We start from the raw sequence: 14,597 nt of genomic DNA, 5'->3' as shown, positions 1-14,597 counted from the left end.
ATGCCTTGACCCCCTAAAAGGGACGATAGGGACGATAGGGATGATATTTTCCACCTACGCGTAAGAATGCCTTTTGCCCCTTTGACGACCAATGCGAACACGTCGCGCGCGCGCACACGCGGAACCCCGCATTTATCGTCCCTATCGTCCCCATCGTCCCTGCCCATCACATAACCCCTTGCTTTTGCTTGCCTAAACCAGTCAGCCCCGCACCCCCGGACCCCGCATTCATCGTCCCTGCCCGCCCCGTTATCGTCCCCATCGTCCCCGCAATGACCCTCAGCAGGGTGCAGGGATGGCTCAGAACGCGCCCTGCGCGCCGCTGTCGCCGCCGGAATTGGGCGCGATGGCGCGGCCCTGCGCGTCCTTATGCGCGGCACCCCATTCGCGCGCGAACAGGTCAGACAGCCGAATGCCGTCATATCGCTTGGTGCCGCCAGATTTGCGCGCGGTGAATTTCTGGCCCGTGCGCTTGCTGGCCCATCGTCGCGACCGGTCCGCCAGCGCCAGCGCGACAGTGCGGTCCTTGAACGCACCCTCGCCCCGCGACATCATCCAGAAATGGAAACACAGCACCAACTCGCGCGCCTCGATCGTGTCTTCTGGGTTGCCAGAGACGACACAGGCATCCTCCAGAAACGCCCCATAGGGGTCACTTTCCTCGCGGAACTCCGATGTGGCCTCCAACACCTTGTCCGGCTCGCGCAAACCGCGCTCCAGATAATCTCCCAGATAGCCCACCAGCTGGCGGAATATGCCGTCCCGCTCGGCAAAGAGAATGTCATCAAGCTCCCGCTTCGGGATCTGCTCATCCTTGGGGATCTGCACATCGAACGGCACCAGCATCAGCCGCCGCCAGATCCCGTCATCCGTGCCGCGAATATCGGGCTTGTGGTTGCCGGAAATGAACAGGCTGAAACAGGGCCGCACTTCGACAAAATCGGAATGCAGCGCGCGCACAAGGATCGGCTCGCCCCCGGTCAGGTCCTTGATCAGGCCCTCCTGCCAGCGCATCCCCTCATCGGGTTCCGCCGCGCGCACCATCCGCGCGCCGATCAGCGGCACCAGATCAGGCGTGGCATCGCCACCTCCGCGCCGGTTGGTGCCTGTCAGCGATTCAATCTTGGCGGTGGCGGCATAGTCGCCCGCGATCCGCGCCATCAGATCGACCAGCACCGACTTGCCATTGGCCCCCATGCCATACAGAAACCACAGCTTCTGCTCGATCAGCCTGGTCATCGCCAGGGCAAATGACCGCATCAGAAACTGGCGCATCACCGGGTCCGGCTGAATCCGCGCCAGAAAGGCGTCGAATTGCGGGCATTCCGGCGGGTCGGCACAATCGGCCTCATAGCGCACCGGCATGATCTTGGTGTGCAGCTGCGCGCGCGCATGCGGCATCAGCTCGACATTGGCATAGCGCCGCCCGTCTTCGCGATCGACCGTAAACCGCACCACGCCCGAGAGCGTGTTCAATTCCAGCGGCTGCGCGTCCAGATCATCGAGGCGGCGGGACAGCTTGACCCCGGCCTCTTCGCGCATCGACTTCATGCGCGCGCCATTTCCGGCCTGTATCGCAAAGCGGCGATGCGCGGCGCGAATATCTGACAGGCTTTTCTTCAGCTTGCCAATCTCGGCCAGTTGGACATTGATCTGGCGAATCCGCGCTTCCGCATCCGCTGTCAGCTTGCCCTGGTCATCCGTCGCGGCCTGCCAGCCCTCACGCTCGTCAATCAGCGATTGCTCGGCCTCGATCAGGTCCATCTGCCGGTCGCCCAGCCGCAGGGTCCAGACCTCGCGCTTGACCAGATCGCCCAATTCCTGACACAGGCGCTTGACCTCAATTTCATCCTTGTCCCGCGCCCATCTGGTGCCATCCCAGACATACCAGCCCATGCGCGGCACCCAGATCAGATTCTCGCCGAAATACAGTGCGAACCGACGCGCATTGCCATTGTCATTCAGGTCATAACTGGCCCCTTGCGCCAGCAACTCGGAAAACGGGTCATCCTCTCGGGGTGCAGGGGCGTCCGGCTCGGCCCCGATCGGCGGAATGCTGTCAAACGGATCGTCGCTCATGCCTCACCCATCTGGTCGATATTGCCGCGATGGACAGTGAAACTCAGCGCGCAGACCCAAGGGTTCGCGTCCCAAGCGTCAGGGCCGTGCAGGCTGTTCCAGAGGGTGCGGAAGCTCTCGCGCGGGCACGCCCAATGCGTCTGCCCTTTTGGCTCGGGTTGATAGCAGCGCCATGCATTTACGGGATCGCCTTCGATACCTTCCGCCACCGCATCCGCCTCGCTGATGTCCTGCAACCGCTGCACGCGCACGTCCGTCACGGTCAGCGTCAGGCGGGACGCCCAGCGGGGCATGTGGATGGATGGACGCCAGCGCGAAACGTCTCCGCAGTCAACCGTATGGTCGGCGCGATAGAAACCGCGATCTGCCAGCGCCTGAGCCCCCGGATCGTTGTGTGTGCAGGCGTCCAGAGCGGCCCAAGCCTCGCGCACATAGAGGCGGTCGCCGCGCCGATATTTCGGTTCGATAAAGCCCGCTGCGACCGGCGCATCAATATCGTCTTGTGAATCAAACGGGGGCGGCACAGGCAGCTTGCGCCGCGTCTGCGTCTTGCGCCCGTCGAGAAGCGCCCGCACCATCGGCGCGCTGAATATGATCGGTCTGTCCACCATCACGCAGCCCCCCGAAACACGCCCTTGGGGTCCACACGGCCCAGAAACTTGCGCCGGTCGGCCTCTGGCAGGGATTGCCACAAATCCAGCAGCAACCGCTTGCGCGCCCCCAGCGCCATATTTGCGCCCGTGCCATTGCGCGCGATTTCGCGGCAGGCCGCGCCCAGATATTCGCGCAATTCATGCGGGCCCGCAGTCGCGGCCCAGAATCCGGCATCCTCGCGCAGATCACGAAAGGCGCTCTCGGCCACTGGCATCCCCGTGCCCAGATGGTCCAGCACCGCCACACAGAACGGCACCGATATCTCGCGCGGAGTCACTGTCAGCAACACAGCCAGATCCTCGGCCAATTTCCGATTTTCGACATAGGTGGAGAATGCCTCCGCATGTCTCACATCGCCCATCACATTCCCCTCTCAGAACCGCGCCAACCTGCCGCCACGCCATCAGCCCAAAGCCTCTGGCCGCGCGGGCGCAAAAAACACCATCATGTTGACCGACAGCGCATAATCGACCTCGGCCGCGACCCCGCGCGACTCTGCCCAGCCAGGGCGATCCGCGACCACCACTGCGCTTGAGACGCGCAACAGCGGCGCGCCCCAGCGCATCCAGCCATCCCGATCCAACAGCCCCATCGGCCCATGCAGAATATCGCTGCGCCCGCGCGCGCGGATCATGCTCAGGGCCTGCGCCACAGGGCTGACAGCGCTGACACCGGCCTGCGCCAGCGCATCCATGTCCAGCGCGCATTCCAGCGCCAAGCGCTCCAGAATATACCAGCCCGCATCGCCCTGCGCGGCCTCGGTCGCGGCGCGCGTGGTCACGGGGCTGGCCAGATAGGCCAGACGCCCCCGGCAGAACCGCGCCACATGCGCAGGCGTTGCCCCCCAATGCACCAGCGGCGATGCAGGCAAGTCGCGCACCCGCGACATCACAGCCGCGACCGGCATCATGCATCCCTCGCATAAACAGGACGGCCCAGCTCGGGGCAGTCGCGCCGCGCCACATGGCCCGCGCGCGCCAGCTGGCGCAACACATCCGCCGCCCGCATCGAGGGCACGCCCAAAATCTCGCCCGCGCGGGTCGAACAATACCAGACCCCCGGCGCCATCTGGCCCAGCAGCCTGCCCGTCGCAGACCCGGCATGAAATTTCCCGATATTCGCAGGCTTGCGCCCGACACCAACATCCTCGCGCCAATGCGCGGTCGCCGCCTCGATCGCGCGGGCATCCGCCGCCATCGCCGCGCGCAGATCATCCTCGGACCGCAAGCGCAACACCACGCTCATGCCCCACCCCGCTTTCGCAAGGGCCTCACCGGCTCGCGGCGAAACAACGCCTTTTCCCGCGCGATGCACAGGCCCACAATCGCGCCCTCATACTCGCGCGATGCGCGCAGCCCGTCGCGGAACCCGTCCAACTCTTCCAGACTGGTGATCGAGGCGCAATGACGCCGCAAAACCTCTAACCGCTCAGGCGTCATCACGCACCCCACTCACAGCGATTGCAGAAAAAACGGCAGGGCCGAAACCCCGCCAGGTGGCGTGCAGAGCAGTGCACAGGTCGAGCGCGGGACTGGCAAAGTCTTTGCGCATTTTCGCGGGCGTTCGGACTGGTGCACCAGCCGACAATTTCCGCGCCAGTGACGGGCGCAACCCCGCCGCGCTCATGGCTGCACCCATCAGGCGCAGGCAGGAAAGCGGCTTGAAAAAGTCCCCGACTGGCAGGTTAGAAAACCAGCCGGGGCAGTTCCAACAGGAAGATGCCGCACTATCCGCAATCGCGGCCCCTGCGGCAGGGGTGACTTGGCGCTGACGGGGCAGTGATGCGGCCACCCCGCCAGCTTGGCCCGCGCAACTTGGGAGGAGGGAACTCACGCGGGTATTCGAAACTCTCCCCACAGCCTTACGTGTCCCGGTTTCCGGCTGTGGGGCAACGCGCACGCAATCACCGCCCGACTGAGGGTGTGTTGTGATGGTCGCCATAGACGATGACTGCGCGCTGTTGTTCATGCCGCCCTCGCAGACAGGGCGCGCAACGCGCCATGCAGGCGCGCTTGCAAATCCAGTGTGACAGGCAGCCCGTGGCGCAATGCGCCCCAACGGGCAATCACTTGCTCCTTTGGCCAGTCGAATTCCTGCGCCACAGCCTGCGCCGACCCGGTCGTCAGCAGCAACTCGACCAGTTCCAGATCACAGGCCAGCTGGTCCCGATCGAGTGCGCCGCCATACAGCCACAGCAAATGCGCCTTGAACATGGCAGCCGTCACATCGCCCGCATCCATACCCTCGATCGGGGACTGCGCAGAAACGCGACCCGAACCCGCCCCAGCCTCCGGCTTTGGCGCAGCTTCCACCACATCCGCAGCAGAAACCACCACCCCGACAATAGGCGGGGCAGCAGGCGGCACCGGCGCAGGCTCTGATTCCGCCACAGGTTCAGGCCTGACGACAGGCGCAGCGGCTTCCACCGCAACCTCGCCCCCCTTGCGCCGCGAATTTGGCCCCTTGGCAGTCAGATTGCTGATCATCTTGCGCGTGCCGGGCAAAGGCCGACCCAACCGCCGTGCAATCTCGACAGGCGCAACCCCGCGCGCCACCATCTCGACCAGCTGCGCCTTATCTGCCTCTGACCAGCGCGGACCACGCCCCGCGGCACGCCCCTTGACCTTGGCCCTCTGCGCAGGCTTCACCGCCGCTGGCACCCGCTCCGCCGCGACCTCGACACCCGGCGCTGCATCCGCCAACCCCGCCGGAATCTCGACCTGCATCAGCACAGACGCGCGACCGACCGACAAAAGGTCAATATCCAGATCCACGCCAAAGCCGCTTTCTTCCAGCGCGCCGGCCAAACTCTCCAGGCGCGCAACCAGCGTCAGGCCCGCAGACTGCCGCGCCACCGCATCCTGCAACGCCGCGCGCGCATCCCCGGCCCGCATCACGCGGCCTCAATCGCGGCAAAAAACTCAGGATGTCGCGCAGCAGCCAGCGCAACTTTCGGGCCACTTGGTTTATTCAGCTTCGACAACCAAGCCCGTGCCGTGCGGTCATCCACACCGAACTCTTCAATAATGCGCCCGCGCCGACCGCCGTAATATTTATGCAGGTATTCAGCCCAGATATCGGGAAACTCACGATGCATCCCGTGAGGGTCCAACGCGGCACGCTTATTTTTAACCGGAAGCGCTCCGGCGAACACACCGGCAACATTGCCGGACGACACAGGCCGCGAAACCGTGCGACATTTCTTACCAGATGCAGAAAAAGAGGTCACAGATGCCATCACACAGATCCTTTGCCATAAAACACGCCAGAATCGCTCATCACCCATCGGACAAAGGCGCGACCCATGCCCGGAACATTCACCACAGCGCAGTTCAGACGCTGGCAAGACACATTGGCCACCACATCACCCAGCGCCGCGACAAAAGCCGAAATCTCGGATGCACCGCTTGCGACCGGCCTTGCCGTGCAAGGCATGTCCGACGGCATTGTCTTACGCCTGACCGATGCCGACGGCGCGACACACACATTCAATCTCAACGCCGCAATGGCCTTGCGGCTGGTGGATTGCATTCCGGCCGCAGGGCGGATGAAGGGCTGGCTCGACGCACAGGGCATTGTCATCGCCCTCCCCGATCACAAACCCTGATTGCGCGCGCGGGCGCAAACGGCACCAGATCACAGGTGACATCCCGCGCGCAGGGCACCGCAGGCGAATCAGATGGCTGAGCAACACGCACAGCGCGCGGCGCGACCATCGGGACCAGATCAGCGGTCACAGATGCCATCACACAACTCCTTTTTGCGGGGTCTGCGCGCCCAGCCGGTATTCCTCCGGGGCCCATACGGCCATCGGAACGGCACCATCGGTCTCTTTCTGAATTTTCGCCGCCGTAATGATATCGGGGACCGCGCGCCCGGTGCAGAAACGCGAAACCGTCCCCTGCGTGACGCCAATGCGCGGAGCAAAATCCATTTGGCGGATCGCGTTGCTTTTCAGATATTCATGAAGTGTCATCATGGGCAAAATATGACTGACAGGAATATTCCTGTCAAGCATGATTATTCCCACAGGTTATTTGTCATTAAAAGCGCGCGTAAGGCATTATAATTTCATGGGAAAACACAAGAATATCGTAGCGAAATTGCGGCGTGAGCGCCGCCTTACGCAACAACAGCTAGCTGATATGGCCGGGCTGCAGCAGTCGCACATTTCGAAAATAGAAAAGTATAATGACGGCACGACAATCCGCGTCTTCCAGCAAATCGCATCTGCTCTTGGCGTCAAGCTGAGTGATCTGTTTGACGACGATCGCGCCCCTCAGGAGCTGGCTTTGATCGAGGCGTTCCGCGCCCTTCCGCCAGATCGCCAGCGCGGCTGGCTCGATATGGCGCGCCTTGTTCGCGCAGAGAATTTGCTAGAGCGTGACGCAGACTCTGAAAATGAGCGTCATCCAGTTCCATGAGGATTTTCCTGAACTCTTCCAGCATGCAAACACCCTAGTTCTTAAAATGTTCACGTTACATGCCACCCCTTCATGAAGTCAATTCCAACCCGTTAAACGAAAGTGAATCTCTGTGAAACAATCCTTCATACTTGCATTCTGCCTCGCCTTGGCCCCGGCCGCACAGGCCTTCAACATGGAAAACGCGCGCATCGCCAGCGACCTTGGCACGCTTCTGGGCTCTGAAACGCTCTGCGATCTCAGCTTCGACCATGACGCGATCGACGCCTATATCGACGCCAATGTGGACCACTCCGATATGGGTTTTGCCTCCAGCCTGACCGGCCAGATCGCCCTGGTCGAATTCACCCAATCCGACATGTCCGACAGCGCCCGGCGCGCCCATTGCCGCGCCATTGCCGCAACCGCGCGCCAGCACGGCTTCATTGACTGAAGAAAGGGCCGTCCGATGCCAACAGTAACCCGAGTTGAAAAACGCAAACGCGGGATCATCGGCTGGTTTTTCCTGCTGCTGTTCCTTGGCTTCAACGCCCTGATGCTCTTCGCCCTGATCAGCGGGCTAGGCGATGCGGGCCAGTCCATGCAAGGCATGACCAATGAATATGAACGCGCAGGCGCAGAAGTGGGCACCGCCCTGGGCGCGATGATGCTGATCATGATCTGGGCCGCAGGCGCGCTGATCCTCGGCCTCTTCGTCATGTTCACCCGCGGCAAGAAAATCATCGTCGAAACCAGTGACTAGACCCCCACGCGACAGCCTTCAAAAGGAACAGATATATGAAATTCACACTCCCCATCCTTGCCGCCTTGGCAATCACCGCCTGCGCCCCGATCGCGGCAACAGGCTTTAACGGCGACAGCGTGACGATCCAGTCCCCCAGCGGCACAGTGGACAATGATGTGACCCGCGAAGCATCCCGGATCTGCGGCACTGTCAACAAACGCGCCGAATTTGCCTCCAGCACACAGGCCTACGCCCCGCAATACATGTCCGGCGCATGGAACCACCTGTTCCTCTGCCTGTCCTGAACCTGACAAGCAAACCCACCCAAAGCCCCGCCTCGCGCGGGGCTTTTTCATGCGCGCTGCACCCTGACGCGGGCAGGGTGATTCGGAACACAGCCGCCAGAATATTCTCAACAGGAATTTTTATTGTTGACAGGAATATTCCTGACAGGCATTTTATCCCCATCCAAACAGGAAAGGGGGCACATCATGAGTGTGCAGAATTTCGACAGAACATTGGCCGCACAGGAAACACTTGCCCGCGCCATAGTCGCCAATCCGACCACATTGCACAGCGACCGGCTGCGCAAAACCGCATGGACCATCGCCAAACAGGCCTTCGGCCAGCGCGTGATCCAGTCGCGCCTGCCCCGGTCCGATAACTCCACCCCGCCGGGGGCTGCATGATGGCTGACCAGAAACGCTTTCTTGACGATGTGCGCGGCCACCGCCTGACGATCGAACTGGATCAGGGCGTGCATCGCAGCCTCTATTTCGGCAGGCCCGGCGCCAGCGCCTATCATTTCCGCCTCAACACATGGCCCGGCCATCTGGCCATCAGCGGCGATTGCGGCAGCTACACATTCTCCCGCATGCGCGACATGTTTAAATTCTTCCGTGACGCAGGCCCGGACTACACCCGCGAAGACCGGATCAATCCTAACTACTGGCGCGAGAAACTGGAATCCGTGGACCGGCGCGGGGGCGAGGCGGAATTCAGCGCCGAACGCTATGAACAGACGATCCGCAGCGACATGAACCTGTGGGTCGAACAGTTCGACAAGCCCGATCAGGACCGCATCCTCAAAGCCGCAGAAGATGACGACCTGCTCGAGGCCTGCGAAACGCTCGACCAATCCCTCTCCAAAGCCTGCGGCTGGAAATGCCCGGTGACCGGCGAATACCCGAATGCGGATTTCTGGGAACACAGCAGCCACCTGATGCAACCCAGCTTCCGCTTGGTCTGGTGCATGCGCGCCATTCAATGGGGCATCAAGCGCTACGACCTGCACCATCAGGGCCGCACCCAGGCCGACCACGACCGCCGCGTTCTGAAAGGGGCCGCATGATGGCTGAGAACAGCAATATCGAATGGACAGATCACACCTTCAATCCGTGGATCGGCTGCCAGAAAGTCAGCCCCGGCTGCGATCACTGCTATGCGGAAACATGGGATGCGCGCGGCCTGCAACAGCGGGAAAGCCGCTGGGGGCCACACGCCACGCGCACGCGCACCAGCGCGGCCAACTGGCGCAAGCCGCTGGCGTGGAACAGGGCGGCAGAGAAGGCAGGCAAGCGCGCCCGCGTTTTCTGCGCCTCGCTGGCGGACGTGTTCGACAATCACCCCTCGATCCAGCCGGAATGGCGCGCCGATCTGTGGCAGATGATCGCGGACACGCCGCATCTGGACTGGCTGCTGCTGACCAAGCGCCCGCAGAACATCGAGCGGATGCTTCCGGATGGCTGGGGCGAGGGCTGGGAACGGGTGTGGCTTGGCACCACGGTCGAGAACCAGACCGAGGCAAACAGACGCATCCCGCAACTGAAGGCCGTTCCTGCCCGCGTGCGCTTCCTGTCCTGCGAACCCATGCACGGGCCGGTTGACCTGATCGAGGCGACGCGCCGAGTAATTCGCCACCCAAACTATCTCGGCATTGGTTTGCATTGGGTCATCTGCGGCGGCGAGAGCGGCCCGAGCGCTCGACCCATGCACCCGGATTGGGCGCGGTCCCTGCGCGATCAGTGCGCGGCCGCTGGCGTGGCGTTCCACTTCAAGCAGTGGGGGGAGTGGGCACCGAGGCGCTGCGCCCAACCCGGCGACCTTCTGAATGCAAACAGGGCGGTGATCGTCCGCCCGGACGGCAGCATCACTTCCGGCCTTATGGCATATAATCGGGATGCGTGGGTGATGGACAAACGCGGCAAGAAAGCCGCCGGCCGCCTGCTGGACGGGCGCGAGTGGAACGAACTGCCGGGGGCCGCATGATGGACCGCACAGCCCTCACCCACCACGCCACCCAGGCCGCGACCGAAGAACAACGCGCCAGCGCCCGCGCGCTGCTCGATGAACTCTCGCGCGGCAAGATCAGCCGCACCGCCGCCTGCGAAGCCATGACCGCCGCAGCCGCCCGCCGCAGCAAGAAGGAGTCCGACACGTGACCATCCCCCCGCATATCCATGACTGGCTGGAACAGGACATCAAGGCGCGGCGCGCCAAAGGCTACACGCCCGAACAGGCCGCGCGCATGGCCGACACGTTCGAGCGCCACAACAGCCCCGAAATCCGCCGCGACCGCATCGGCGAATGGATCGCCACCCTGCGCCCGATCCTGTGGCTGCTGCTCGCCCTCGGGGCCACCCTGCTGGCGCTGCACATCTTCGCCGTGACCGCAGGCAACGCCGCCGCGCCCGTCACATTGCTCTACTGAGAGGAAAGCACATGCCGAACTCCCTATCCGACCTGCAAGCCGCCCTGTTTGCGCAGCTCGACCGCGTCATCGACCCGCAGCTGTCGAAAGAAGACCTCGAGACAGAGATAAAGCGGTCCGAGGCCGTGCGCGATCTGGCCGACCAGATCACCGGCAGCGCCAACACGCAGCTGAAAGCGGCAAAACTCTACGCCGATCACGGCAAGGCCGTTCTGCCCCACTTACCTCAGATCGGCAGCGCCAGCCCGCGCGAGATCAGCGAATGAAGGGCCGCCAGATCATCTATAGCACAACTGAGCTGGACTGGATCGAGGCGCGCCAGACTCAGCCGCGCCGCCCCCTGCACGCGCAATTTGTCGCGCAGTTTGGCCGCGATGACGTGAGCTTTGATAACTTCAAGGCGCTCTGCACCCGCAAGGGCTGGAAAACAGGCCGCACCGGCTGCTTCCCGAAGGGCAATGTGCCCGTCAACAAGGGCCGCAAGGGCTATATCGCGCCGGGCTGTGAAAAGGGCTGGTTCAAAAAGGGCCAACCCTCCGGCCGCGCCGCCAAACTGGCAAAACCCATCGGCACAGAACGCGTGGCCAAGGGCGGCTACCTGCAGCGCAAGGTCAACAATGACCTGCCGTTCCAGCGCCGCTGGAAATTTGTCCATGTGATCAACTGGGAAGCGGTGAACGGCCCCGTGCCCAAAGGCCACGCGCTGAAATGCCGCGACGGCAACCGCCAGAACACCGACCCCGACAACTGGGATCTGGTGCCCCGCGCCCTTCTGCCCCGCCTCGCAGGCGCGAAGAAAGGCATCAATTACGACACCGCCCCGGCAGAGCTGCGCCCAACCCTGATGGCCACAGCCCGCCTGGAACACGCAATCAGAGAGGCAAAAGCCGATGGCTGAGCATAGATGCAACGCTTGCGGCAAACCCAAGCCGCACGATCACTTTCGAGCCTGCCCAGACTGCCGAGAAGGATGGCGGCGCGCCAATCGAAAGCCCGGCGGCCCGTCCGAAACGATCGAGAAACTGCGCTCCGAAAACGCCCGCCTCAAAGCGAAGGTTGCAAGACTCGAATCCCGCTATCACGACACACCGACAGGCCGCGCCCAATGACGCAGAACACCAGCAGCGCGGTAATGCAGCGCCGATCAGAGCCGCATGATAGCCTCGATGACTTTCCCACCCCGCCGTGGGCAACCCGGGCGCTGTGTGAGTGGCTATCCGCAGAGGGGCTACCCTCTTTCTGTCTGGCCCGCGAACCTGCCGCCAATCGCGGTCACATGGTTAAGCCGCTGGCCGAGCATTTCGCCTACGTCGATGCCAGCGACATATTCGATTATGGCGCTGGATATCGGGTTCAGGATTACTTGTTCGGCCCGCTGCCCAATATGGTGGACTGGACAATCACAAATCCCCCCTTTCGCCTCGCCGAGCAATTCATCGAGCGCGCGATCAACACCAGCGAGGAAGGTGTGGCTGTGATTGTTCGCAGCGCATTTCTTGAGGGCGTTGGGCGTCACAGCAGGCTTTTCAGCGTGACGCCACCAACAGACATTCTGCAATTCACTGAACGGGTTGTCATGCACAAGGGCAAGCTATCAGCCAAGGGCAGCACCGCGACCGCATATTGCTGGCTGGTCTGGGACTTGTGCGCAGAGATCAAGCAAACACGTTTCCACTGGATACCACCCTGCCGGAAGCGGCTGGAAAAGCCGGAAGATTACACATGAACCTCAAGCCCCCAACGAAACCACAAAATTCACGGAGAGCGCCCAATGACAGACCCCGCCAGCACAGACCTCGCCACACGCATCGCTGAACAGATCTACACAGGCGGGCTGAAACTGCTGCAACCCGACCTGCCCGACTGGGACAGCCCCGACCAGCCGCCCGAGAAAGAAAAGGCCCACCGCATCGCCGCCACCATCGTCGCGCGGATCGCGCCCGCAGGCGACCACAGAACCCGCAGCGCCACCCCGAACACCCCCTGAACCAAAGGACGCCCGATGCAGCACCTGCCCCGAACCGACCACGACCGCGCCATCCTCGCGCTGGTCAATGAAAACCTCGCCTTGCGCTGCGCCTTGGCCCTGCACCGGCCCGAATTCGCCACCATGCCCGGCGCAACCCCACCCCGCCTGCCCGCCAGCACCAGATCGGAGCGCCAGCCATGACCATCACACAGGAACAGATCGCGGCGCAAATCGCGGCAATGATCGCGCGCTATGACGCAAAGCTGGATGCCGCAGAGGACGAGGTGGCGCGGTTGCGGGATTTAATTAAACGCATCAAAAATGACGCTGACGAGTGGTGCATATCTCGCATGACTGGAAACCCAGAATTGGAAAACCAGAAGGGCGAAAGAATGTGGAAATCTATCCGAGATGCATCGTCGTCAACAGCCCCTATTGAGCCGAGCGCCGCTCTACAGGAGAAATCCCGTGACTGACAACCCCGACACCAGCAAACTATTTGCTGATGAAATGATGGAACCCGTTCAGAAATGGCTGAATGCTGGCGCTGAACCAGAGTTTATATCTGCCGCCCTGCGCCAGTTCGCAGACATCATTGACAGGAAAACTGCAGAAGCGCGGAAGGACGCCACCCCATGACCATCCGCGCCACCCTCAGCTACCCGCCGCGCCTGCTGCCCGCGCCCGAAGCGGCCGCATATCTGGGCGTCAGCGCCAGCACGCTGCGCACATTGCCCATCCAGCGCCGCCTGCTGGGCGGGCGAAAACTCTATGACCGAATCGACCTAGAGGCCTATGCTTCCAGCCTGCCCACTGAAAGCACCGGAGAGAACACATGCGACACGGCCTTCGGCGACTGACCGGAATAAAGGTCATCACCAAGAAAAACGGCAAGCGCTACATCTACCGCCGCGTTGGCACAGCGCTGCACCCGCTGCCAGACCTGCCCGAAAACCACCCCGAATTCCTTGCCGCCTATGCTGCCGCAGGCACTGCGCCAACACGCCCGCGCACGCGCGCCGCAGCGGGCAGCATCGCAGAACTGATCGAACGCTATCTCGCCTCCAGCGATTACGCGCGCATGGCCCCCAGCAGCCGCGCAGTCTGGCGCAGGACACTGGAACGCATCCGCGAAAAGGCAGGCGATGCCCTGCTGCGCGACCTGCGCCCCGATCACCTGCGCCGCGACATCCGCAAACTGACGCATGGCGCCGCCGCAAACCGGCTCAAAGCGTGGCGCTCGATCCTGCGCTTCGCGCTCGATGAAGGCATGATTGCCGCCGACCCCTCGGCAGGGCTGCGCAAACCACGCGGCGAGGTGACCCCGCACCGCCAATGGACCCCGGCCGAGATCGAGGCCTATCGCGACCACTGGCAGCCAGGCACAGCCGAACGCACCGCAATGGAGGTGATCTACTGGACAGGCGCGCGCTGCGTCGATGCCGCGCGGCTGGGCTGGCAGATGGTCGATTCCGGCGGCTGGCTCAGCTACACACAAGCCAAGACACACAGCCCCGCCACATGCCCTGTGCGCACCCTGCCCGCCTGGGCGCAGCGCATGGCACAAGACCACACACATTTCCGCGCCGCCCTGCCCGGTGACCGCCTGCAATGGATCGTCACGCGATCGGGCAAACCGCGCTCAGTCAAGGGGCTGTCACAATGGCTCAGCCGCGCCGCCACCGCCGCAGGCCTGCCCGACGACTGCACCGCCCACGGCCTGCGCAAGGCCCGCGCCAGCGCCCTCGCAGAGGCAGGCGCAACCGCTTCACAAATCGGCGCATGGACCGGCCACCAGTCCCTCAGCGAGATCGCGCACTACACCCGCGCAGCAGATCAGAAGGGCATTTTGGGGGCGGAACAGGAACAGAACACGGGAAACCGCGTTGAAAAGTTTCCAATATGATTGGAAAAGCTTAATGTTTTCAACGGCTATTTTATGAAATGGCGCACCCAAGAGGATTCGAACCTCTGACCTCTGCCTTCGGAGGGCAGCGCTCTATCCAGCTGAGCTATGGGTGCTTCTGATGCGTCTAT

General features: G+C 62.8%; 28 protein-coding genes and 1 tRNA gene. 19 read left to right on the top strand and 10 right to left on the bottom strand.

The annotated features are described in order from the left end of the window. Window positions 1-300: 300 nt before the first annotated feature. From EV660_RS18115 to EV660_RS18080, 8 genes are all read right to left on the bottom strand, one after another. Window positions 301-2,079 (bottom strand): DNA primase family protein, encoded by a 1,779-nt coding sequence (locus EV660_RS18115; protein ID WP_134047624.1) that lies wholly within the window; start codon window positions 2,077-2,079, stop codon window positions 301-303. Next, complete coding sequence (locus EV660_RS18110; protein ID WP_134047623.1) at window positions 2,076-2,690, bottom strand: hypothetical protein; 615 nt, start codon at window positions 2,688-2,690, stop codon at window positions 2,076-2,078. Before EV660_RS18110 ends, EV660_RS18115 begins: the two co-directional genes overlap by 4 nt. Further along, the gene (locus EV660_RS18985; RefSeq protein ID WP_246028982.1) at window positions 2,690-3,094 is read right to left on the bottom strand and encodes a hypothetical protein; all 405 of its coding nucleotides are present in this window, start codon (window positions 3,092-3,094) and stop codon (window positions 2,690-2,692) included. The genes EV660_RS18110 and EV660_RS18985 overlap by 1 nt, the downstream gene beginning before the upstream one ends. Window positions 3,095-3,136: 42 nt before the next feature. After that, window positions 3,137-3,640, bottom strand: coding sequence for a DUF1937 family protein (locus tag EV660_RS18100; protein ID WP_168800685.1), 504 nt, complete (start codon window positions 3,638-3,640; stop codon window positions 3,137-3,139). Continuing rightward, complete coding sequence (locus tag EV660_RS18095) at window positions 3,640-3,978, bottom strand: hypothetical protein (RefSeq protein WP_134047621.1); 339 nt, start codon at window positions 3,976-3,978, stop codon at window positions 3,640-3,642. The genes EV660_RS18100 and EV660_RS18095 overlap by 1 nt, the downstream gene beginning before the upstream one ends. Then, on the bottom strand, window positions 3,975-4,172 hold the full coding sequence (locus EV660_RS18090; RefSeq protein ID WP_134047620.1) for a hypothetical protein: 198 nt from the start codon (window positions 4,170-4,172) through the stop codon (window positions 3,975-3,977). Before EV660_RS18090 ends, EV660_RS18095 begins: the two co-directional genes overlap by 4 nt. A gap of 525 nt (window positions 4,173-4,697) precedes the next feature. Beyond that, a complete protein-coding gene (locus tag EV660_RS18085) occupies window positions 4,698-5,627 on the bottom strand; it encodes a hypothetical protein (RefSeq protein WP_134047619.1) in 930 nt (309 codons plus the stop codon). After that, the gene (locus EV660_RS18080; protein WP_134047618.1) at window positions 5,627-5,971 is read right to left on the bottom strand and encodes a hypothetical protein; all 345 of its coding nucleotides are present in this window, start codon (window positions 5,969-5,971) and stop codon (window positions 5,627-5,629) included. Before EV660_RS18080 ends, EV660_RS18085 begins: the two co-directional genes overlap by 1 nt. 66 nt (window positions 5,972-6,037) lie before the next feature. Between EV660_RS18080 and EV660_RS18075 the strand changes: the two genes are divergently transcribed. After that, window positions 6,038-6,340: a hypothetical protein gene (locus EV660_RS18075; RefSeq protein ID WP_134047617.1), complete on the top strand. Its 303-nt coding sequence runs from the start codon at window positions 6,038-6,040 to the stop codon at window positions 6,338-6,340. A gap of 138 nt (window positions 6,341-6,478) precedes the next feature. On the opposite strand, the gene EV660_RS18070 is transcribed toward EV660_RS18075, so the two are convergent. Further along, complete coding sequence (locus EV660_RS18070; protein WP_184409744.1) at window positions 6,479-6,712, bottom strand: helix-turn-helix domain-containing protein; 234 nt, start codon at window positions 6,710-6,712, stop codon at window positions 6,479-6,481. Window positions 6,713-6,749: 37 nt separating this feature from the next. On the opposite strand from EV660_RS18070, the gene EV660_RS18065 reads away from it, so the two are divergent. From EV660_RS18065 to EV660_RS17995, 18 genes are all read left to right on the top strand, one after another. Continuing rightward, window positions 6,750-7,157: a helix-turn-helix domain-containing protein gene (locus EV660_RS18065; RefSeq protein WP_134047615.1), complete on the top strand. Its 408-nt coding sequence runs from the start codon at window positions 6,750-6,752 to the stop codon at window positions 7,155-7,157. A gap of 112 nt (window positions 7,158-7,269) precedes the next feature. Then, entirely contained in the window at window positions 7,270-7,590 is a 321-nt protein-coding gene (locus tag EV660_RS18060) for a hypothetical protein (RefSeq protein ID WP_134047614.1), read from the top strand. Window positions 7,591-7,605: 15 nt separating this feature from the next. Further along, entirely contained in the window at window positions 7,606-7,899 is a 294-nt protein-coding gene (locus EV660_RS18055; RefSeq protein WP_134047613.1) for a hypothetical protein, read from the top strand. A 35-nt stretch (window positions 7,900-7,934) separates the two neighbouring features. Further along, entirely contained in the window at window positions 7,935-8,186 is a 252-nt protein-coding gene (locus EV660_RS18050) for a hypothetical protein (protein ID WP_134047612.1), read from the top strand. Window positions 8,187-8,372: 186 nt separating this feature from the next. Continuing rightward, window positions 8,373-8,570, top strand: coding sequence for a hypothetical protein (locus EV660_RS18045; protein ID WP_134047611.1), 198 nt, complete (start codon window positions 8,373-8,375; stop codon window positions 8,568-8,570). Further along, entirely contained in the window at window positions 8,570-9,232 is a 663-nt protein-coding gene (locus EV660_RS18040) for a hypothetical protein (protein ID WP_134047610.1), read from the top strand. The genes EV660_RS18045 and EV660_RS18040 overlap by 1 nt, the downstream gene beginning before the upstream one ends. Then, window positions 9,229-10,149 carry a DUF5131 family protein gene (locus EV660_RS18035; RefSeq protein WP_311638418.1) on the top strand — a complete coding sequence of 307 codons (921 nt, stop codon included), beginning with the start codon at window positions 9,229-9,231 and terminating at the stop codon, window positions 10,147-10,149. Before EV660_RS18040 ends, EV660_RS18035 begins: the two co-directional genes overlap by 4 nt. Further along, the gene (locus EV660_RS18785; protein WP_168800683.1) at window positions 10,146-10,322 is read left to right on the top strand and encodes a hypothetical protein; all 177 of its coding nucleotides are present in this window, start codon (window positions 10,146-10,148) and stop codon (window positions 10,320-10,322) included. Before EV660_RS18035 ends, EV660_RS18785 begins: the two co-directional genes overlap by 4 nt. Beyond that, window positions 10,319-10,591, top strand: coding sequence for a hypothetical protein (locus EV660_RS18030; protein ID WP_134047609.1), 273 nt, complete (start codon window positions 10,319-10,321; stop codon window positions 10,589-10,591). Before EV660_RS18785 ends, EV660_RS18030 begins: the two co-directional genes overlap by 4 nt. Before the next feature lie 11 nt (window positions 10,592-10,602). Beyond that, window positions 10,603-10,857, top strand: a complete 255-nt coding sequence (locus EV660_RS18025; protein ID WP_134047608.1) for a hypothetical protein — start codon at window positions 10,603-10,605, stop codon at window positions 10,855-10,857. Beyond that, window positions 10,854-11,489 (top strand): HNH endonuclease signature motif containing protein, encoded by a 636-nt coding sequence (locus EV660_RS18020; RefSeq protein WP_134047607.1) that lies wholly within the window; start codon window positions 10,854-10,856, stop codon window positions 11,487-11,489. Before EV660_RS18025 ends, EV660_RS18020 begins: the two co-directional genes overlap by 4 nt. 207 nt (window positions 11,490-11,696) lie before the next feature. Continuing rightward, the gene (locus EV660_RS18015; RefSeq protein ID WP_134047606.1) at window positions 11,697-12,317 is read left to right on the top strand and encodes a methyltransferase; all 621 of its coding nucleotides are present in this window, start codon (window positions 11,697-11,699) and stop codon (window positions 12,315-12,317) included. A 45-nt stretch (window positions 12,318-12,362) separates the two neighbouring features. After that, on the top strand, window positions 12,363-12,578 hold the full coding sequence (locus EV660_RS18010; RefSeq protein ID WP_134047605.1) for a hypothetical protein: 216 nt from the start codon (window positions 12,363-12,365) through the stop codon (window positions 12,576-12,578). A 15-nt stretch (window positions 12,579-12,593) separates the two neighbouring features. Then, the gene (locus tag EV660_RS18780) at window positions 12,594-12,761 is read left to right on the top strand and encodes a hypothetical protein (protein ID WP_168800682.1); all 168 of its coding nucleotides are present in this window, start codon (window positions 12,594-12,596) and stop codon (window positions 12,759-12,761) included. Next, the gene (locus EV660_RS18005) at window positions 12,758-13,036 is read left to right on the top strand and encodes a hypothetical protein (protein WP_134047604.1); all 279 of its coding nucleotides are present in this window, start codon (window positions 12,758-12,760) and stop codon (window positions 13,034-13,036) included. The genes EV660_RS18780 and EV660_RS18005 overlap by 4 nt, the downstream gene beginning before the upstream one ends. Then, entirely contained in the window at window positions 13,029-13,199 is a 171-nt protein-coding gene (locus EV660_RS18775; protein WP_168800681.1) for a hypothetical protein, read from the top strand. The genes EV660_RS18005 and EV660_RS18775 overlap by 8 nt, the downstream gene beginning before the upstream one ends. Further along, window positions 13,196-13,420, top strand: a complete 225-nt coding sequence (locus tag EV660_RS18000; protein WP_134047603.1) for a helix-turn-helix transcriptional regulator — start codon at window positions 13,196-13,198, stop codon at window positions 13,418-13,420. Before EV660_RS18775 ends, EV660_RS18000 begins: the two co-directional genes overlap by 4 nt. Then, window positions 13,396-14,466 carry a tyrosine-type recombinase/integrase gene (locus EV660_RS17995; protein ID WP_134047602.1) on the top strand — a complete coding sequence of 357 codons (1,071 nt, stop codon included), beginning with the start codon at window positions 13,396-13,398 and terminating at the stop codon, window positions 14,464-14,466. The genes EV660_RS18000 and EV660_RS17995 overlap by 25 nt, the downstream gene beginning before the upstream one ends. Window positions 14,467-14,505: 39 nt before the next feature. Here the strand turns inward: EV660_RS17995 and EV660_RS17990 are convergent. Then, window positions 14,506-14,582, bottom strand: a tRNA-Arg gene (locus tag EV660_RS17990). Between the last annotated feature and the right edge of the window lie 15 nt (window positions 14,583-14,597).

Source organism: Roseinatronobacter bogoriensis DSM 18756 (genome assembly GCF_004366635.1).
GTDB classification, from domain to species: Bacteria; Pseudomonadota; Alphaproteobacteria; order Rhodobacterales; family Rhodobacteraceae; genus Roseinatronobacter; species Roseinatronobacter bogoriensis.
The sequence above is the reverse complement of the archived record's forward strand: the minus strand, read 5'-3'. Positions and strand labels throughout refer to the sequence as shown.